Annotated in this window: 15 protein-coding genes; 1 reads left to right on the forward strand and 14 read right to left on the reverse strand. The window is 42.1% G+C overall.

Going from position 1 to position 17627, the window contains the following annotated elements; genetic code table 11:
- Positions 1–9: 9 nt before the first annotated feature.
- The 11 genes from IQ244_RS06005 to IQ244_RS06055 form a co-directional block, all read right to left on the reverse strand.
- Complete coding sequence (locus tag IQ244_RS06005; RefSeq protein ID WP_096560887.1) at positions 10–1443, reverse strand: hypothetical protein; 1434 nt, start codon at positions 1441–1443, stop codon at positions 10–12.
- On the reverse strand, positions 1443–2300 hold the full coding sequence (locus tag IQ244_RS06010) for a hypothetical protein (RefSeq protein ID WP_096560886.1): 858 nt from the start codon (positions 2298–2300) through the stop codon (positions 1443–1445). Before IQ244_RS06010 ends, IQ244_RS06005 begins: the two co-directional genes overlap by 1 nt.
- A complete protein-coding gene (locus IQ244_RS06015; protein ID WP_193890902.1) occupies positions 2297–4123 on the reverse strand; it encodes a TrbI/VirB10 family protein in 1827 nt (608 codons plus the stop codon). Before IQ244_RS06015 ends, IQ244_RS06010 begins: the two co-directional genes overlap by 4 nt.
- A 24-nt stretch (positions 4124–4147) precedes the next feature.
- Positions 4148–4924, reverse strand: a complete 777-nt coding sequence (locus IQ244_RS06020) for a hypothetical protein (protein WP_010993863.1) — start codon at positions 4922–4924, stop codon at positions 4148–4150.
- A 13-nt stretch (positions 4925–4937) separates the two neighbouring features.
- Positions 4938–6089: a hypothetical protein gene (locus tag IQ244_RS06025; protein ID WP_193890905.1), complete on the reverse strand. Its 1152-nt coding sequence runs from the start codon at positions 6087–6089 to the stop codon at positions 4938–4940.
- 70 nt (positions 6090–6159) lie between these two features.
- On the reverse strand, positions 6160–6891 hold the full coding sequence (locus IQ244_RS06030; protein WP_010993861.1) for a hypothetical protein: 732 nt from the start codon (positions 6889–6891) through the stop codon (positions 6160–6162).
- A 112-nt stretch (positions 6892–7003) separates the two neighbouring features.
- Complete coding sequence (locus IQ244_RS06035; RefSeq protein WP_193890908.1) at positions 7004–9832, reverse strand: hypothetical protein; 2829 nt, start codon at positions 9830–9832, stop codon at positions 7004–7006.
- 42 nt (positions 9833–9874) lie between these two features.
- Positions 9875–10210 carry a hypothetical protein gene (locus IQ244_RS06040; RefSeq protein WP_193890912.1) on the reverse strand — a complete coding sequence of 112 codons (336 nt, stop codon included), beginning with the start codon at positions 10208–10210 and terminating at the stop codon, positions 9875–9877.
- 93 nt (positions 10211–10303) lie between these two features.
- Complete coding sequence (locus IQ244_RS06045) at positions 10304–10951, reverse strand: hypothetical protein (protein ID WP_193890915.1); 648 nt, start codon at positions 10949–10951, stop codon at positions 10304–10306.
- Between the two features lie 372 nt (positions 10952–11323).
- Entirely contained in the window at positions 11324–11890 is a 567-nt protein-coding gene (locus IQ244_RS06050) for a DUF192 domain-containing protein (RefSeq protein WP_096542615.1), read from the reverse strand.
- A 124-nt stretch (positions 11891–12014) separates the two neighbouring features.
- Positions 12015–13652 (reverse strand): ATP-binding protein, encoded by a 1638-nt coding sequence (locus tag IQ244_RS06055; protein ID WP_096560878.1) that lies wholly within the window; start codon positions 13650–13652, stop codon positions 12015–12017.
- 199 nt (positions 13653–13851) lie between these two features.
- Here IQ244_RS06055 and IQ244_RS06060 point away from each other — a divergent pair, with 199 nt between their 5' ends.
- Entirely contained in the window at positions 13852–14430 is a 579-nt protein-coding gene (locus tag IQ244_RS06060; protein ID WP_096560877.1) for a hypothetical protein, read from the forward strand.
- A 229-nt stretch (positions 14431–14659) separates the two neighbouring features.
- On the opposite strand, the gene IQ244_RS06065 is transcribed toward IQ244_RS06060, so the two are convergent.
- From IQ244_RS06065 to IQ244_RS06075, 3 genes are all read right to left on the reverse strand, one after another.
- Positions 14660–15490, reverse strand: coding sequence for a hypothetical protein (locus IQ244_RS06065; protein ID WP_096560876.1), 831 nt, complete (start codon positions 15488–15490; stop codon positions 14660–14662).
- 455 nt (positions 15491–15945) lie between these two features.
- On the reverse strand, positions 15946–16923 hold the full coding sequence (locus IQ244_RS06070) for an SLOG family protein (protein WP_193890932.1): 978 nt from the start codon (positions 16921–16923) through the stop codon (positions 15946–15948).
- A 259-nt stretch (positions 16924–17182) separates the two neighbouring features.
- Positions 17183–17551 carry a hypothetical protein gene (locus tag IQ244_RS06075; RefSeq protein ID WP_096560873.1) on the reverse strand — a complete coding sequence of 123 codons (369 nt, stop codon included), beginning with the start codon at positions 17549–17551 and terminating at the stop codon, positions 17183–17185.
- Positions 17552–17627 lie beyond the last annotated feature (76 nt).

The raw sequence follows: 17627 nt of genomic DNA on the forward strand, positions 1-17627 counted from the left end.
TTTTACTTGTTAATTTTTAGGTACGGTGAGGGGCGTACCAAGGATAATTGGGTCTATCTCGCGGTAGGTGAAGAAGGGAACTGGGCCAATGAAGTAGGGCGAGCAACCCAAGTCAACCCATCCCCGCTTGCAGATACGGAAGAACATTGCGGTGGTGATACTGCCGTCCGCTTCGTTAATGTCCCAGATGACTTGTTTAAATGATTTCCCAAAGGGGTGACGACCTGTGGGTTCTTTGCCACCGTTGAGGCTGCCCAAGATGCCAAATCCGCCTTTAACTTTTTGGTCTTTACCGGACATCCATTGTGCGCCAGTTACAATATCGCTACCCGAAACTTCAATGTGACCGCACGTTTTCTCGCACGGGACATTAAACCCAGCTTGATAGCTACCAGATATAGACTTCCAGCGTCCGCTTTCAAGGGAACCGAGGGGTAAGTCTACTTTGCCGATAAAGCTAACATCAGGGATGGGAACACTGGGGAACTGATCGAACGGTACATCAGCTAATCCCGGAACCTTACCAATTGTTGTGTTTTGCCAGTTAGTGAAGTCCTTTAGCTGTGCATTCTGAATACCAGGGATGCTGGTGAGTTTATATTTATCAAGTTTGACATACTCACCAAGTTCCACTTCTCCCAGTTGGGGATAATTGTCCAGCACCTCACCAACAGTTTGGTAGCTTGCAGTGCTGCCTGTAACTTTGGTCACTAGTTCTTGAATTGGTGGGATGGCTCCGACTTCTGAATCTTCTAAATTAGGAATTGCTTCGGCGAGGTCTTCGAGTGTTTGCCAATCGAGTGTTTCAAAATCTGACAGTTTGAGATTTTCGAGTTGAATGCCCGTGATGCCAGCGATATCTTCAAGCGTGAAATCTTCAATATTGAACTCGGTTGCTTCAAAATCACCCAGTTCCATGACTTCAGCAAGGCTTTGTCCAGCACTCCAGGTGCGTGTCTCCTTCATACCAGGGTTTTTGATATTAGGAAATTCAACACTGCCAGCACCGCCAAATTTCATATTTCTAAACGTGATACTGCTCCAATCGGGAGTAGGTGCGCCATTGACATATTTAGTTGCAACGGGCTGTGGCTGTTTGGCTTGTTTTGTCTTATTTATCGAAGTGTTCAAATTTGAATACTTCGATGGAACTGTTTGAGCTACCGCTTTATTGCCGAATAAGAGACTGCCGATATTATAGCTACCTCCATATCGGATTAATCCGTGTAGGGCAAGCCCAGCAATAAGTCCTGCAACCATCAGGTAGCGTAATTTATTAAATTTTTCTATCCGATACTCAAGCCCTCGGTTGGTTTTGTTGTGAGTAGTTTCCTGGCTTGCAGCTCTCACTGGTACGATGGCTACGCCCGCCAAAGGCATCGCAGTTACCTCTGCTGTAGTATCTAAAATTTGGTTGTTAGAGGTGAGATTTTCGGTATACATCACTGTTCTTTAAAACTTGATTTACCTAGATTTGTTGTTGTGAGAGGGTTATTGCGCTGTGGTGGTATTTCTAACAAGCGCTTTCCACCCAGTAGCATGAGTTTTTCAACCAATTGCATTGATACTCCGGCGGTGCTGGCGGCGACGACAAGTTCCTCTCCTTGCGATCGCAACTCCACAAGTTGGTTCAGACGCTTCCAGAGCTTGCTGTCTGTCGTAACCCACTGGTTTTTTAGAGCAACTTGCATCCCTTTGGCGATATGTCTGCTATCAGATAATGCGGTGTAACTGACCTTTGGTTTTACTTCTTCAGGTTTGCTAGGAGTGTCGCCAATAATTTCAATTTGGCTGTACTCTGGTGTGCCACTGCCCGCTACAATCCGGAAGTGATAGCTTTTCCTTGTTGAGCCAGATTCGGTAATCACCGTCATGTGCGCCCCGTAAGGAGCTGGTGGTAAACCGGGGATTTTGACTGTCTCGATGCGGCGAATGTGAATTAGTCCTGCACCCGTGCTGCTTCCAGAACACTTACCCAAGCCCTCAAGACATCCGTCTACATCAAAAACAAACCTAGATGGGTCATCCAGCCAGATTTTCTTGATAATTTCTCTGGTGTTGTAGAACGATATTGATACCCCATGTCCGGGCCAGACCTTAACTGTCTGCAATTGAGCATTTTCCCCTGATACCTGGGACGCTGCGACTTGACGGATAGTATTTGCTAGTACAAGTTGGTTTGGTGCAAGCACGGAGGTGATGGTGAGGCATCCGCTAAAGGCGATTGCGCGGAGCGCAGTGCCAGAGGCGATCGCCCAAGGCATCCTTAAACTAAAATCTGCTATATCTCTTAGTTTCACAGCTTGATTGACCTATCGACTTTGATTGTGATTTTGGTGTCTTTAGGCACATACCAAACATTGGGACGGCGATTGATTTCGTCAGTAGCACGTTCTGTCCGCTTGCTGACTGTTTCGCCAAGTTTACCAAAGGCACCTTCAAGGAAAGCAGCTCCCAGGTTGCGGTTGTTATTGCGGCTGCGGGTTCTTGTCCCACCTAAAGGTAAATCTTCTGTGACTTCTTCATCCGGCTGGTTAATAATTTCCCCTACCTTGGCAAGACCAGCTATTGTCCCTAATGTGGCATCATATTTGGCAATTTCAGATCCCTTGTCGTCGTAAGGTCTGGCGATTAGGGGTGAACCCGCCTCTCCCAAAACCGATATCGTTCCAGGTGATAGAGGATATTCTGTGCCATCCTTGAGGATGGCCGTGACTTCGGCACGCACGCCTGATGTGCTATCAACCGAAATCATAGCGATAGTTACTTGCGTTCCTGCGGGAATGGCTATTTCACCAGTATTGCTATAAAGCGGCTCGTTCAACCGGGCGACAAACCGTAATGTATTTGTCTGCTCCTGGGAACGAGCGTTATTACTGGTTTGGGGCATAACGAGTGGAGTTACCAAGGTTGCACTTGCAAACGAACCGACAACTAAATACTGCGGTTGTGTTTCTTGGAGTATCTGCGCTTCTTCTGGCAGGTAGTTATTTGCAACTTGTTCGGCTTGCTGAGTGGAGTTGTTTTCTTTATTACTAGCAGAACTGGATTCTACGGTCTTTTCTTTGTCAAGTTCTAAGCTAATTTGTGGCTCTTTCACCGAGAAGCTATAAATAACTGGCACGGCTTGATTGTTATCTTTGTGATCAGTATTGCCATACTCAGGAGTACTATCATTTGTGGTTATAGGTTGCCAACGCGGGCGCAGTTCTTCAACTTGATTAGGAGTATTGGTAACTGTTTCGGTATTCTCGCTGCGTCGGCTACGGCGACGACCGGAGCGATTGCTATTTTGTTCTGCTGGGCGTAATGTTTCTTCAGTTTTACCTGTAACTTCTTGTACTGTTGTGTTTGTAGGTTCACTGACAGTGGTACTGGCTAGCATATACTCAACTCGACCAACCGAACCCAGGTTACGCAGGCGTTCGAGTTCGGCTATTGGATCTTTGGCAACACTCTGGTTGCTGGCAACTAATTGTTTGGCAAATTTTGGCAGAGGAGCGCTAGGACGCAGAGGTGGTATTGGCTGTGAGGCCACTACTCTACGTGTTGGTCTAACAGGTTCGGGTGTTTCTTCCCGGTATACACGTCTTCTGGAAGTAGGGGGAGTTTCTTGAGCAACTACCCTTCGTTGTCGAATAGAACGGGTTTTCTCTTGGTTTTTGGCTTGTTCTTCTTCAGTAGCTTCTTTTTTCTCCTCTTTGTCTTCTGTGTTAGCTTTACCATTTAGGGCATCAAGTTCTTCCTGTTGCTTGGCGAGGGCAAGTTTGGCATAAACATCGCCTTCTTTTTTCTCAGATGCGGCAACTGTGGGAGTTGGAGTAGTTAATTCTGGCTTTTTGGCGTTTTTACTACCCCCATTCATCATGCCGTTGAGGACAACAAATATAACTAGAAACCCAGCACCAAATGCACCACCAATAATTCCTAATCTTGACCAGGGAGATGTAACAAAGTCGTGTTTAGTTTGGATTAACGCGGGGTATTCTACTTCAGTTTCATCTTCTTCAACTACCTCAAATTGTGAATTTTCAACTTCATCTTCTTCTGCCCTGTCAATTGGTAAAAGGCTATTTACGGAAGATATATGTTTATTGGAAGCCTCATTTTCTAGCTGTAACATAGTTTTCTTCTTGATTAACTATTTTTATTTCTTACCGAGGTTATAATCAACGATTTGAGTAATTTCTAAACCTGGTTCTCGTACTAAATAAATTTTCTTATCGAGTTCAGTTGGCTTATTTGGTAATTTGGGAGTATCGACAGCTTCGACAGTAATTGTTTTGTTAAAAGCGATTCCTTTGCCTTGGTTTTCGTTCCTATTAAAGCTGACGAGCGTAGCGATATAATCGACTTCCCACTGTCCATCTTTGATTTTTCTGGGTTCAGAGATATGGCGAGTTACAAGTGAAACTTGAACTTCACCGTTAAATACACCACTTGGAACGATTTCTGCTAATTTCTTGAGAAAATTTGCCCGAAAATCTTGGTTTTCAGATAGTGCAAATGCAGCTTCCCAGGCTCTAGTGGGAATTTTTTTTCTACTATTTTTTGTTGTTTGAATATCTATTCCCCTATCAGGTTTAGTGACATTTTCACCATTCTCTGTTGCTTCGATTATTCCGTTCCAACCGAACATTTTAATCATGCTATCTGAGATAAAGCGTTTGATAGTTTCGGCTTCGCGTTCGTTGGGAGCAGCAAATTTACCAGGTGAAATAGACCCATCTTGGAGTTGCACTATCGTCATGCCTTTGACATGATGATTTGTGCTAGCACTCATACCAATATTTATGATTTGCAATAGGGTAGATAAGATAGTTCCTCCTGCTGTAACCGCGATCGCCATTGCAATAGGTGTGGACGTAGATTGCCCATAACTGAGGAGCCGAGCTGGTTGAGATTTAGACTTAGGTTTAAGCATAATTATTTGTTAATTACTTTCTAAGTTTGATTTTGGAACTAACAAATTTGGTGGCGTTGACAGCAACCGTAGCAGTTGTACTTGCTCCACCAGTAGCGATTCCTGCTGCAATTTCAGAGCCAAATGCTACTGTTTTACCTAATCCTGTCCAAACAGCTATTCCACCACCTGCGGCTAATGCAGATGCCAGGATAGGAGAAACTAACCCAACAAAAAGCAGAAATATCATCGGTTGATTTTGTTCGGAATTAGCGATAAGTTGTCCGCACAAACCAATAATTATGTTGAAGCAGAGTTTCGCCATTCCAACGGTGAAATAACCAGTTAGCCAAGCGAAAATAGGTTTTGCACCAAAGGGGAGTAGCGAACCGCCTATTGCCAACGGGCCAAGTAGGGCAGTTAAAAGCATCGTGAATTCGATACCCCACTGGTAAGCGTTATTGAGGGCGAGGAGGATGACTGCGACAAATCCGGTAATCATTGAACCGATTGTGCTGGTGATAGTATTACCAATCTTTTCGGCGATTTGACCAGGGGAGAGATTTTCGAGCGCGTCTTTGGCATCAGATAAAGCCTGAAGTGGGTTAAATTCCCAACTACCGCTATCGGGGGCTTCTCCTTTAAATAGATCAGGGGCTGAGGTTTTAAGTTCTGCTTCTGCTTGTTGCAAGCAGGTGATTGAATCTTGCGTGTTACCAGGGATGGAACGGCATCTTTCCATTGCCGCCCCTACTTGCTGCTGGAGGGCAATATTACCGACTGCACGGTTGAATGCTACTTCTAGGTTGGCTCCGGCAGCAGTAAATTCCAGGATGTCATTATTAACAGTATTAATGTATCCCCGGATGGCGAGTGTTCCACTTCTGAGTAAAGTGCCATTATTAGCTAGTAGCCCGATAACCAGAATGGGCCATATCCAACTGGAGAGAGCTTTCATATCTTCTTGATTTATCCAGTTTTTGCCTAACTCAACCATAAAAAGGGTGAGTGTAGCGATCGCAAAAAACTGACCAACTTTGCACATCGAGCCGTACAAGTTACCGTTGAGGGTTTCCTGCCAAAGTTCATTGAAACCTTCTGCTACTAGTTGCGCTCCAGCTGACGCATTTTCTAAAATGTCTTGTCCAAAGAATGGGTCGGTTGCAATTACAAGATGTTCTAACATGGTCTGTATTATGTACCTGATAGAGAATTGGTCATCTCAATTGCAGAGATGACCAACTAATTAAGGTGAATTATTCACCTGCGGTAGTTTTGAGACTGCTAAACCCACTGATTTCGATATACTGGGCGCTAATACCGTCCATCATCAGGTTTTGACGACGGCGATCGCTTGCCCCTTGTTCGGCAAGTTGAGATAGCATTAAGTTAGTTTGCTGGGCATCGTGCCGTGTTTGCAGTCCGTCAATGCGAGATTGACCCAACATTGAGACAATTTGCGAGTTTTGAGCAGCAATGACCTTGAGGATGTTTTGTGAAGCATCCATTGGTTGTGCAGATTCTGCGAGTTCTTTGGCCTCAGCTACAGTTTGTTCAGTTGCTTCTATCTCATTTTTGGTACGTTCCTGACCGACTTCCCCTAAGACGCTGGCGATCGTGGCGCGGGTGGTTTCTCTCTCCAGTTCGTTAGCTGCACTGACCGCAGCTTCAACTGTGTTGCTTTCATTCCAGTTACCCTTGCTCTTAAGTTGCTCTTTGAGCTTTTCGGCTGAGTTTACTGGGTCTGGCATATCCATACTGCCAGTCTGAATAGCAGTTTTAGCTTCGCCTTTCATCCCACCCCATTTATTAGTTCCTGAAGTGAGTTCCTTTTTGGTTTCCTCAAAATAGTTATTGAATTTCCCTAAAACCTTGAAGAAATCGTCAATTGAAAAGGCATAGCTAGGTGCTGTACCGAGTAAAGTAACCAGACCAATTATTGACCCGATTATTACTCCTTTCTTAGTAAACTTGAATTTTGGTTTCATACTTTTGGTGGATAAAATAATCAATGTGGCAATTAAAGTTAAGCCACTTGTTTATGAGTTATTGATTCTTGTTTTTATAAATCCAGGTTATTCTTAGTTTTTCTTCTATAATTTATGCTGACTTTAATTGCTGATTGTTATTGTTATCGAATAATTGTTGTGCTTCTTGGCTTAACTCATCTCCCCGAAGCATTTGTATGTAGCTTTCTGAAAATTTCACCATACCCAGCATTGGATTATCGGCATATTTATTGAGAAATAGAGTGCGTAATTCTTGCTCGTTTGGGTTATTTGCTACTGCTGCAAGTAAGCAATAAGCAGGATAATACCTACAGAAAGTAAGTTTGCCATTATCGTCAAGTAACCACTGTGAATAAATACTTTCACGTTTTGGGAAGAATGCTTCGGTACTATTACGCGCGATAATTTCATAAGGATATTTAAACCTGTTCACAAATGGGTCAACTGCCGATATTTGAATCCGACCAATCAGGCGAGTTGTGATGTTAGCAAATATCTTGGAAGCAGACTTACTTTGGAAGATACTTTCTGGTTCTTGGGCAGATAAAATTACACGTATACCTGCTTTTGCACCGTTAGCGCAGAGTCTACCAATTAGCTCGGCTATGCTCTCAAAATTGAATAAAATTGGTGCTTCATCTAAGAAAAAGATTGATACTTTAGATGATAAAGCTCTACGTAAGGCTGCGGAATAGGCACTCAGGGCAAGGACTGCGGCATCGGCTTCACTCCCAAGCGATCGCAGTGCGAATACAAGCAATCGAGCATCAGTTTTAAAGCTAGATGGATTGGCGATTGACTGCCCAACTCGTGAATTTAGCCAAAACTTTAATCGTAATCTGATTTGGTCAAGGGCATCGAGGATTTCTTTACTATTATTGGTGATGGAATCGAGCTTGATAAATCCAGGCGAACAATAATTATAGAAATCTTTAAGTGTGGGAATATCTGCCCATTCAGGTGTTCCCAATCCATTTTCTAGGGCTAGCTTGTACCGAAGTTTGATATCTTCATCGTTATAAAAAGTTTCAATTGTGATTGTAATGATACTTTCAATATTTGATACTGTTGTCGGACTTACCCCTACAGGATTTGTCCCTAGTACCATAATCATTAATGTTGATTTCAAGAATTCCTTGAAATCGGTCATTCTTTCTTTAATAACTTCAGGCTCATATCCCCTTAAATCAGGTAATTCAAATAAATTGTTTGATTCTTTACTAATATCGAAATATGCCCCTTCTTCTCCCATGAATTTGGTGTAGTCGGTAAACGTGCTAGTACCATCGGGTTTGGGATAATCAAGCGCAATTACGGGAATGTTTTGAGCCAAGGCAGGTGTTAATAGACCTGCTACTAAGACAGATTTACCCGCACGGGTAGTACCAAAAATGGCAAGATTTTTGTGCTGCTTGTACAAGTCAAGATGTACTGGAGTTCCTCCCTCTTCAGCAATTAGCTCAAACCCGGATTTATCTCCTGTAGCTGTTCTAACTATCGGCATGAGTCCGGGAACTTCTGATGAGAAATAGGGGAGGCGACGGTTAAAGGGCCTTGTAAGTAGGTTTTCCCAAACAACAGGTACACATTGTAACCATGTTTTCCAGGCATACTCGATTTCTCTATCAACTACAGCAGGTCGCAAGAAGCAGCTAGAAAGGTATTGGCAAGCTTCATCAAGTTTTTGACGACTGTGACGATGGACACAAAAAACAACAGCAGTATGAATCGGGAGACTGCCTCTGAGGATAGTTTCTTGTGCCTTAACTGCCTCCTCGATGTTCATATTGGCTTTTACGTCAATTGATCCCTTTTCAGAAGACATCGCGCTGGAGGTAATTGACTGTTTGGTAATCCGTTGCAGAGCAGTTTTGGCGAGTCCCTGGTTGGCTTTAGATAGCTGGCAGATAATCTCGGTGTCGGAGATTTTTTCTTTGGATATTACCTCCCAGAGATATCGAAGCTGGGCGTATTCGTCTACCCAGCCCTGGGGCTTTTCGCTAAACTGAAGAACGCCGATATACCTGTCTTGCAGTCTTACCCAGCTGCGATCGAGAAACGGGACAGATTTTTCATTCTCTAGCATCAGGTGGCGAATGTGAAAATCGCTAGTTTGAACTTCTCGAAGTCCCTCTTCATCTAATATGAGGGGATTGGGAACTTTGGGTGCATCGCTACGGTTAAATTGGCTCCAAAGAATTGACCATACTTCCTCACTCGTGACTGCTCGCACTGAAAGCCCCATCGAGTTTGTCAAAAGTTGTTCCCACCGTTGAAACCCAGAGGTAAAACTATCCCGTAAAATTGTTTCGATTCGTTCTTGCCGAACACTGTGAATTTGTCCAGTAAATTGGAACCAGGCATTTTGCAATTGTTTGATAGTTTTTTCAATTGCATCATTTGAGCGACTATCTTCAGAAGCCAGCACACTATAGGTACACCAGAAACGTAAAAACTTATTTTTACGAGTTCCCGCTTTAGTAAGTTCTCTTGCCCGCAGACGTTCTGATCGCACTAATAAAGTTAGTTGCTCTAGGTCGCATTTATCCTCTATCTTTTTTAGTTCTTGCTGTCGGAGAAAATCATCAGTGAACGAACCAAGATGAATTGTTAAGGTTTCGCGTTCGGGAAGTTCTTTGAGTCCACCCTCAATATTTTCAAAAATTGGGATAATCTGTTCTTCTGGTAAAGACGGGTGGACTCCTTGTACGTCGAAGCAGAACTTGATTTGAATATCTTCTTTTTTCTGGAGGATGAGTGCGCCGATATCTCTACGACCAGCAAGCGAGATACTTGCAATCCCGGCTAAATGAGTAATATCCTCAAACGGTGTCAGATTTTTGACAACACCTAATTGTTCGGTATCGAGGGATTTTTTACCAATTTTGTCCTTTGTTTTCGTTGAGGCGGTCGAACTCATAGCCTGTAGTTTCGTTCGGTGATATTTTTTACTTGAGCAGCTTTATCTGCGTTTTTTCAGCTGGTGCTTTTTCTGGGATTGAGGTTGTAAAGGATTAACGAGAGAAACAAAAGGTTTATAGCCACGGGTGATGCGCGGCGTGCCGACAAACTTACCCAAGAAAGCTTTGTTGGCACTTACCGTCCACCAAGTTGCCCATCCCCAAGCAGTTACCATTCCGGTTGCCAGCCAGGAAGCTTGCATAAAACCCTTGACTACCATGTAAGAGATGAGAGCGATCGCACTCCAGGGAACAATTTGGTCGGCGGGGAATGGCCCAAGGCGTGGCTGTTCTCCTAATACGCGGTTGACAGTACGAAATTCCCGTTCTCTGGCCATTATGACGAAAGACGAAAGTCAGTTTTTGAAATCTTGATGAGTGGCACTTGTGGAATTGTGCCACTCGTGGTGGCTTTTTTGACGAGTGACGTATCAGCCTGTTACCAGTCCTGCAAGCAAGTCTCCGACTACAACTGTGAGGGCAACGATAATTGGTGTACGGGCGATCGTTTGCCAATCTTCGTCATTTCTGGCTGCTTGAACGACCCTAATAAGACCAATACCAAGGTAAATTAGGAACAAACCTCGCAGTACTGCAAATACATATCGAATGATTGTTTCGTCAATACCTTCAAAATATTCTGTGAAGAAGTCCTCTGCGTTTTGCATGAACTGGGCGTTTGCAGGTGCAGTGGCAATGTCCAACATAAATACTACACCTACCAAGCAAAACAGAACAGTATAAATATTGATGCCATACTTGCGCTGCCATTTCTCAAAGTTGGAAAGTAGCAAGTTTGCTTCCTTGGGTAGTAACGCCACAATGCCAGTTCCAAACGCGAGTGATGCCATCACCATGTGGTGGAGTGAGATATCTGCAATCATCAAGCCCGTACCAACTGCCATCAGTCCGGCAATGCTAGCGTTTTCTTTCCAGTTGCGCTTTTTGCGGCGGGTGGAAGCGGGGTATCCGTATTCTTCGTTGGAAGGAATGCGATCTGCGCTTCTCTGCGAGACGCTCCGCGAACGCAGCAGCGCTTCGCTATCGCTACCAAAATCAGATTCGTAGTCTGTTTTCATAAAAAGATTATTTCAGAAATTAGTGGATGAAACTTTGTAGGGGTAACTAAGGTCGAATTACTGCTTTTTACCAAAGTTTTGATTGGAGTAAATATCTGCTCCAACTTCTCACTTGTGAAATTATTTTATGAGATTAATAACCGGAAAATCATCTAAAAATTTTCTATTTTTAAACACTATGTTTTTCAGTAAATCATTCAGTAAAAACTCAGGCAAATTTGCTTGACAAGTTACAATAATTAAATCAGTGATTGATTTCATAATCTTTGACCCCCGATATAAGCTATATCGGGGGTCAAAGATTGATATATGAGGTAGCGTAATTACGCTTGTTTACCGCTAGGTTGTTGTGATGGATCAACTCTCCGTCAACTAATTCTGCGTTTTATTTGTGTTGAAATCGAGTTGAAGTTTCTTGCCTACTTTGAGATTGAGGGTTTTAGTACTGTTAGCAGGTAGTTCGATAACCTGATTAACAGGATAGATTGAATCGTACTTAGGACAGATTTTGGTATTGCAAGGGGGAGCTGCTTCTACGATTGATTTGATAACTCCATCTTGGAGGAATATCATATCTAAAGGAATATACGTATCTTTCATCCAAAGTTTAATTTTTTCAGGTTTGTTGAGGACAAATAACATTCCGTGATTTTCAGGAATCGAATTACGAAATTTGAGTCCGTGGGCATATTCTTTTCTATCGTCAGCTAATTCGAGTTGAACTGTTTGATTGTTACTGGTAAAGGTCGCGCCAATAGGTAAATACTGGGGCTGGCGAGTCCAAAAGTATAGCGGTAGGGGTGAGAGGGCAGCAGTAAAACCAGCAATTGGCCCAACAAATTTGATAAATTTGATGAATTTGTAAAATAGGCTTTTTTCTGGATTTTGTGATTGTTTAGTTTGAATGTTGGTTTGAGCAGTTTGTCTTGTGACTTCCATAGTTTTAGCTAAATAAGGTAGTAAAGTGGTTAGAAATAGCGAGCATTATGAACTGTTGAAATGTTTTGGTTACATTTGCTTTCGTCCAAACATGATGAAACTTTGAATTGATTTATGAGGTGTGCTATCTGAAAATATCAATGTTGCCAACAGCAAACTTGCTTTCGTCGAGGGGACTACTAGGTAAAGCTTGTTGGTCAGCTTTGTTACGCATCGATTCGACTCTATCGGCTTCGCGGATGGCAAGCGGGTTAATCTGGCGGCGTTCTTCTAGTAATGCCTCGATTGTTAGTTCAAGTGTGGGGAGTTGGCTTTCTGAGTAGGTATCTTCTGTTATGGTTTCGCAGAATATCGTACTAGCGGCGCGTTCTACAATTGTCTGGATTTCTGCACCTACACAGCGATTGGTGGCTTTAAGAATTCTGCGCCACTGTTCCTCACTCCAGGGGTCACCGCCATTGCGAAAGCGTTCGTCAAACCGGGCAGCGTGCAGTTTGAAGATACTATATCTTTCCCCATTATTGGGCAGGTCTACTTTAAATAAATAGTCAAACCGTCCAGCACGGGTGAGTTCAGGTGGCAGCCATTCCATACGGTTAACTGACGCGATGACCAGTACATCTGACGTGCGCTCTTGCATCCACGTCAACAGCTGACCAGCAAGCCGTTTGGCGAGGTCATCATCCCCGGCGAAGCCTTTATCAAAGTCGTCGAAATACAAAATTACTTGGTTGAGCCTATCTGCCAGTCGCAATAAGCGTTTGAGTTTCATTTCTGCTTGGTTGCCAAAACTTCTAAAGTTTCCCCAATCGACCATGATGAGGGGAATACCCATATTCTGGGAACAGGCTTTTGCTGAGTGTGATTTTCCCGTCCCCGGTGGCCCCACAAGCATAATCCCCTTGGGTACGCGCAGATTGTATTGTTTGGCACGCGGGGTAAGCAATCGCTTGAACTTTTTGAATGACTGCTGCATGAGTTCTAACCCACCAAGTTCGACTTTTGGTGGAGGTAAGAATTCGATGTCATACAAGCGGTTGAGCAATTGAATTTTTTTTGCTAGTAGTAGCTTTGCTATCTCACTGGAATTTCCTAAGTCATGATTTTTTCTAATATCGTTTAAGCAATGAATAATATCAGAAATATACAGACCAGCACTAGCGTTAGCAATTTCTAAATAGTCTTGTTCCGTATAAATTAAAGGAAATAAATTGCTGCTAATTAAACTAGCAATTATTTCTTGTGTATCTGGTAGTTCTTGGCTCCAAAGGGGTATTTCTGCTGCTATTTCGCTGGCTATCTCGGCATTGGCTCCTAGTAATATGGTAGTCTTATCACTATTGTTTGTATGAAATTTTAGATTAACTAGCGACGACTTAATCCATTCTGATAGAAGAACAAATTCAGTATCTTTAGTTATGCTTTCTTTTAACCAAGGAAAAATATTCTCAACGATTAATACTCCAGTGCCAGAATAAACTCTCCAAAAATTGAGTACTTGAAAATAGTCTTCTGTATTTTGTTTAACAGAAGGTTTATAGTCATGAAACTCTTGAAAAATAAGATTATTTTTAGGGCTGAAAACTAATTCTTTAATCCTGTCCTCGCTTAAATTCCATATATAGACTTTTTTACCTACTTGCCGACAGGAAGTAGTAATACGAATGAGGAAGCGGTGGCGTTCTTGGAGGGGGGATTCACAGGCAATGATTGGATAATTGTTCGCAAGCAGGTCTTCTAGATACTCAAAACTAGACTTCATCTTAGTTGCTTGTAGCGTAATCAGAAGCAATCTTATCTAGAAGGGATGCTGTACGATAACTGATAATTTTCTAATTTCTAAATCCAAAAAATTAGAAAAAAGTTGGTTTCTTTTCAGTATTTTGTTGATTGTGTAATGGCATTGTGAATTTAGATAATTGCCAAGAGTTCTGATTTTCCAAGTTTTTTGATTTTCAGTTATGGCCAAAACACCGGAATATCCAATCGTTGTTATTCCAGAGTTAGTGAAAGAGAAAAAACAGTTTACCCCTTTAGTTTTTCCGTCTGGACAGGGAGATGCACCAGTTGGGGCAACTGAGGGGATGTTTGAAAATGTTCTCAAACACTATTTTGGTGAAATTGTTTCTCCTCAGCAGATGATGCTTCCACCGGGGCATCGACTACCATTTACGGCTGATTTTCTGTTGATTGAACCAAATACTGGCTTACACATAGACTTGGAGGTTGATGAGCCTATCTCATTTGCAACTGGGAAGCCCACTCACTGTATCGGCGAGGATGACTATAGAAACAAGTGTTTTGTCGATGCAAACTGGCTGGTGATCCGGTTTGCAGAAGAACAAGTTTCGTCTCAACCAGAACGCTGCGCTCGATTTATTGCTGGTGCGATCGCCCAACTGACAGATAATAATACTTATCGCCAGAAGCTACTTCATGTAGAGAAAGTCACTCCTATACGTCAGTGGTCTGCGCGTCAAGCTTCCAGATTAAAGAAAAGTGATTACCGCCAAGGCTATCTTGTCCAAAGGAAGAACTAAGGATGTGAAAAAGTATTTCGAGACAATTTGATGAGAGCCATTAGCGTTCTTCAGCTTTGAAATTTATCGGTTAACCCCTGGTACGTGAAGCAACTCCGTCTAGACTGCTGTATGTAATTGCTGGCTAACGACAAAACGCAGCGGCGGCAGACAACCTCAAACTCAGCACCAGTGGCTTTCGACCGTCCGCTGCCGTAAAGTGTTAGCCTACGATTGCTGCAAATCTACATTATTCTGCTTGCTCAGATTCTGTGTCATGTGTTTCTATTTTCGATATTTCTATTAAATTCACATCTTGACACTTTCGCGCTACTTCGTTGTACAGCTTCAAAAAGCTCTTGATCTCATTTAATACTCCATATTTTGGTGACTTTGCAAAAGTTATGCCTATGATTGCAACTGGCTCACCATCTTGCATATAGAAGTCTACTACTGTTCCATCGACACTCATCAAACTCCATACATCAGGGTGTCCGCTATCTCTCGTCCAACCGTAAACGTCAAGTGAAATAAGGTACAAAATTTGCTCTAGACAAATTCCCATCCATTTTAGAAAAGAAGGCAAATCTACATTCACCCAGTAATCCTCTGGTCTGATGACAGCAGCCTTATCTATGTGCGAATCAATCTTGTCCCTTACGATACGTAAAGCGCTTTTGTTGTCTATTGGTACACTTGCCGTAAGCTGGCTCTTCCTGCTAATGATTTCTTTATGCTGAGGAGATGCAATCACTGTGTAGTTTTTCGCATTACTCTCTAATTCATTAAACATGTCTAAAACACCCGATACTAAAGCATAAAGCGGAGATGCAAGATGCTTTACAAGGCGTTTATCGGAACCAGGTTCATTAAGTGAAGCCAAAACTTCCATGCTCTTTGACAAATCTCGAATTGCTTCAAGGCATCGGAGTAACTTAAAAGAGATTTCATTTGAACCTCTCCAAGCTGCGTTTGATAACAGTAGAGCTGGATCATTGATTTTTGGCTCACCTCTATCAGCATATACAGGAATTCCTTTTCTCTGTTCCTCTTCACTTTTGGATCTCTCAGCTTCTGACATATATGTACAATACTTAAATCTAAAAATGACAAATATGAAATCTATTCTGCGGTGTACCCAACCTATGATTTAAGCAGGCTAACAGTCGCGCTCACCGGATTTAGACAACTTCTGTAACTTAACTAAGTTTTTGGTCATTCCGGCTAACAATTTATTATACGGAAACTTTCCGTATAACATCCCTATTTAGGATATTACACGGAATTTTCTGCACAACTTCCAATGGAACAACGTCCAAAGATATGCAGTGGCAAACGGCGCTCATACCATACCATTTAATCTGAGTGGACATCCTGTGGTCGTGATTCCAATTGGATAGACTCAAAATGGTCTAGCGTAGGACATGCAAGTTGTTGACAAACGGTGGCGCGAGATGGAGTTATTAGCGATCGCAAGCATTTTAGAAAAAGTCAGAAGTAAACCTTAACCAGCAGTCTCATTGACTGCTGATTAATTTACCAATTTCCCAACTTTTGATAAGTGCTTGTAACCCAGTTATAAATTATGACTCTGTGGTTTAATTTTGCTGCATCAGCGATAAAATTAGCTGTTCCTGCTTGTCCATCCCAGATAGCAATCATCATATCGTGGGCATTTTTTATTTGATTAACTATCCATCGATTACGAGCATTTAAACATTTGATTCCTCCAGCTTCTTGATAAAGTAAGTTGGAAATAAATTTGATAGCGTCGCATTGGGATAACAGCCAATGATACTTCTGCTTATCGAGATTATTCCATTTGGCATCTTGGTTAATGCAGTGTACCGCAGCAGTAAGGTTTATCTCAATAGGGTACTTATCTTTTAAGCCTAAGACGATCTCTACTGCTGCGGTATCAACCCCCAATGCCATGCCTGAATAGAACTGGATGCGTTTGTAACCCCACTCAACAGAGCGATCGCAAGCACGAACAATCATGCCTTCGAGTCGGTTACGCACCTGTTTCCATCCTTCCTCATCAAATTTTTTATGACTATTTCCTGTAAATGCCACTTTTAGGGTTGGTTTATCTTCTATGAGGCAATCAACAAACTCTTGGGGCAACCAGATATTAGGAGGAAGATTGAAATTGCTAATCAAGGAAGCTATCTCTAGGTCAGTATATCCTGCAAGGTTGCATCCAATCCTAGTTGTTAGAAATTCTAGTTCAGGATGAGTCTTTGCATATTCGACTAGTTTCTCAATTTGGGATTTTATTTGGGGAAGGGGAATTGACCGGATACCCTTATTTAGGTCTTTGGTCACGATCGCCCAGGATTGTCCTTGTCGTCCTTGGGGATTACCGTATTCTGCATTGCAGTACTGTCGCGCAAATAAAGCACTTCCAGCACCATGTCTTCCTTGTGTGTTGCTGCCAAATACAAAAATCTGGTTTTCTGCTAGTTTGATAACTCTATCAGGAATAATTTTGTAGGGATGATTATTTGACATTTGGTTCTTTTACCCAAAAGAAAAGATTGGGATATCTGTGGTTAAATTTTTTTACTTCTGCTTGAGCAGCCGTTAGGTTATCCCATAATTCCATCTCTCCATAATCACCTCTTATCATTGCTTCTTGTCTAGAATTTGGATGATTGAAAATTAGGGGTGATGCGTCTTTAGTAGAATTTTTTCTTCGCCAACAAATACAATACTTGTCCATTTTATATAAACTGATAATAAAAGTAATTACTATCAGTTTATATTTTTATTATGCTGACTGCTTAATCTGGTTTAAGGCTATTAACATTTCTTCTCGATTGAGATGTCGTTTCTTGCCTGTTTTAGATACTTGAATAGCGTAACTCCATTTTATTCCAGCTTGTGAGCATCTTTTTCTTAACTGTTGAACAGTGATATGTTTGTTTGTAGATCCTTGATTTTTGTTAGATATCCGAAGTTTGGATTTATCAGTTAAGTTTTCGATTTTACTTACAGTGGGTTTTATCGATGTAGTGCAGTTGCAGTGCTTTTCAAAAGCGATATATATCTCTAGCAAGAATTGAAAAATGAAGAGAGTAGAAAATCCGTAAATAAGAATGTAGAGAAGACCTGTTAGCATATACTGTGCTAATTCCATTGTTTTAGCTCCTGTTGATATAACTAGTAACTGGTTATTTGATGAAGCGGTATACCAGCTTTCTGTTTATATCAAA

Source organism: Nostoc sp. LEGE 06077 (assembly GCF_015207705.1).
In the GTDB taxonomy this organism is placed as follows: domain Bacteria; phylum Cyanobacteriota; class Cyanobacteriia; order Cyanobacteriales; family Nostocaceae; genus Nostoc_B.

Bases quoted from the DNA above. Each gene is read 5' to 3' on its own strand.
- IQ244_RS06005 (WP_096560887.1), bottom strand. From the start codon at position 1,443: ATGTATACCGAAAATCTCACCTCTAACAACCAAATTTTAGATACTACA.
- IQ244_RS06015 (WP_193890902.1), bottom strand. From the start codon at position 4,123: ATGTTACAGCTAGAAAATGAGGCTTCCAATAAACATATATCTTCCGTA.
- IQ244_RS06020 (WP_010993863.1), bottom strand. From the start codon at position 4,924: ATGCTTAAACCTAAGTCTAAATCTCAACCAGCTCGGCTCCTCAGTTAT.
- IQ244_RS06025 (WP_193890905.1), bottom strand. From the start codon at position 6,089: ATGTTAGAACATCTTGTAATTGCAACCGACCCATTCTTTGGACAAGAC.
- IQ244_RS06030 (WP_010993861.1), bottom strand. From the start codon at position 6,891: ATGAAACCAAAATTCAAGTTTACTAAGAAAGGAGTAATAATCGGGTCA.
- IQ244_RS06035 (WP_193890908.1), bottom strand. From the start codon at position 9,832: ATGAGTTCGACCGCCTCAACGAAAACAAAGGACAAAATTGGTAAAAAA.
- IQ244_RS06040 (WP_193890912.1), bottom strand. From the start codon at position 10,210: ATGGCCAGAGAACGGGAATTTCGTACTGTCAACCGCGTATTAGGAGAA.
- IQ244_RS06045 (WP_193890915.1), bottom strand. From the start codon at position 10,951: ATGAAAACAGACTACGAATCTGATTTTGGTAGCGATAGCGAAGCGCTG.
- IQ244_RS06050 (WP_096542615.1), bottom strand. From the start codon at position 11,890: ATGGAAGTCACAAGACAAACTGCTCAAACCAACATTCAAACTAAACAA.
- IQ244_RS06055 (WP_096560878.1), bottom strand. From the start codon at position 13,652: ATGAAGTCTAGTTTTGAGTATCTAGAAGACCTGCTTGCGAACAATTAT.
- IQ244_RS06060 (WP_096560877.1), top strand. From the start codon at position 13,852: ATGGCCAAAACACCGGAATATCCAATCGTTGTTATTCCAGAGTTAGTG.
- IQ244_RS06065 (WP_096560876.1), bottom strand. From the start codon at position 15,490: ATGTCAGAAGCTGAGAGATCCAAAAGTGAAGAGGAACAGAGAAAAGGA.
- IQ244_RS06070 (WP_193890932.1), bottom strand. From the start codon at position 16,923: ATGTCAAATAATCATCCCTACAAAATTATTCCTGATAGAGTTATCAAA.
- IQ244_RS06075 (WP_096560873.1), bottom strand. From the start codon at position 17,551: ATGGAATTAGCACAGTATATGCTAACAGGTCTTCTCTACATTCTTATT.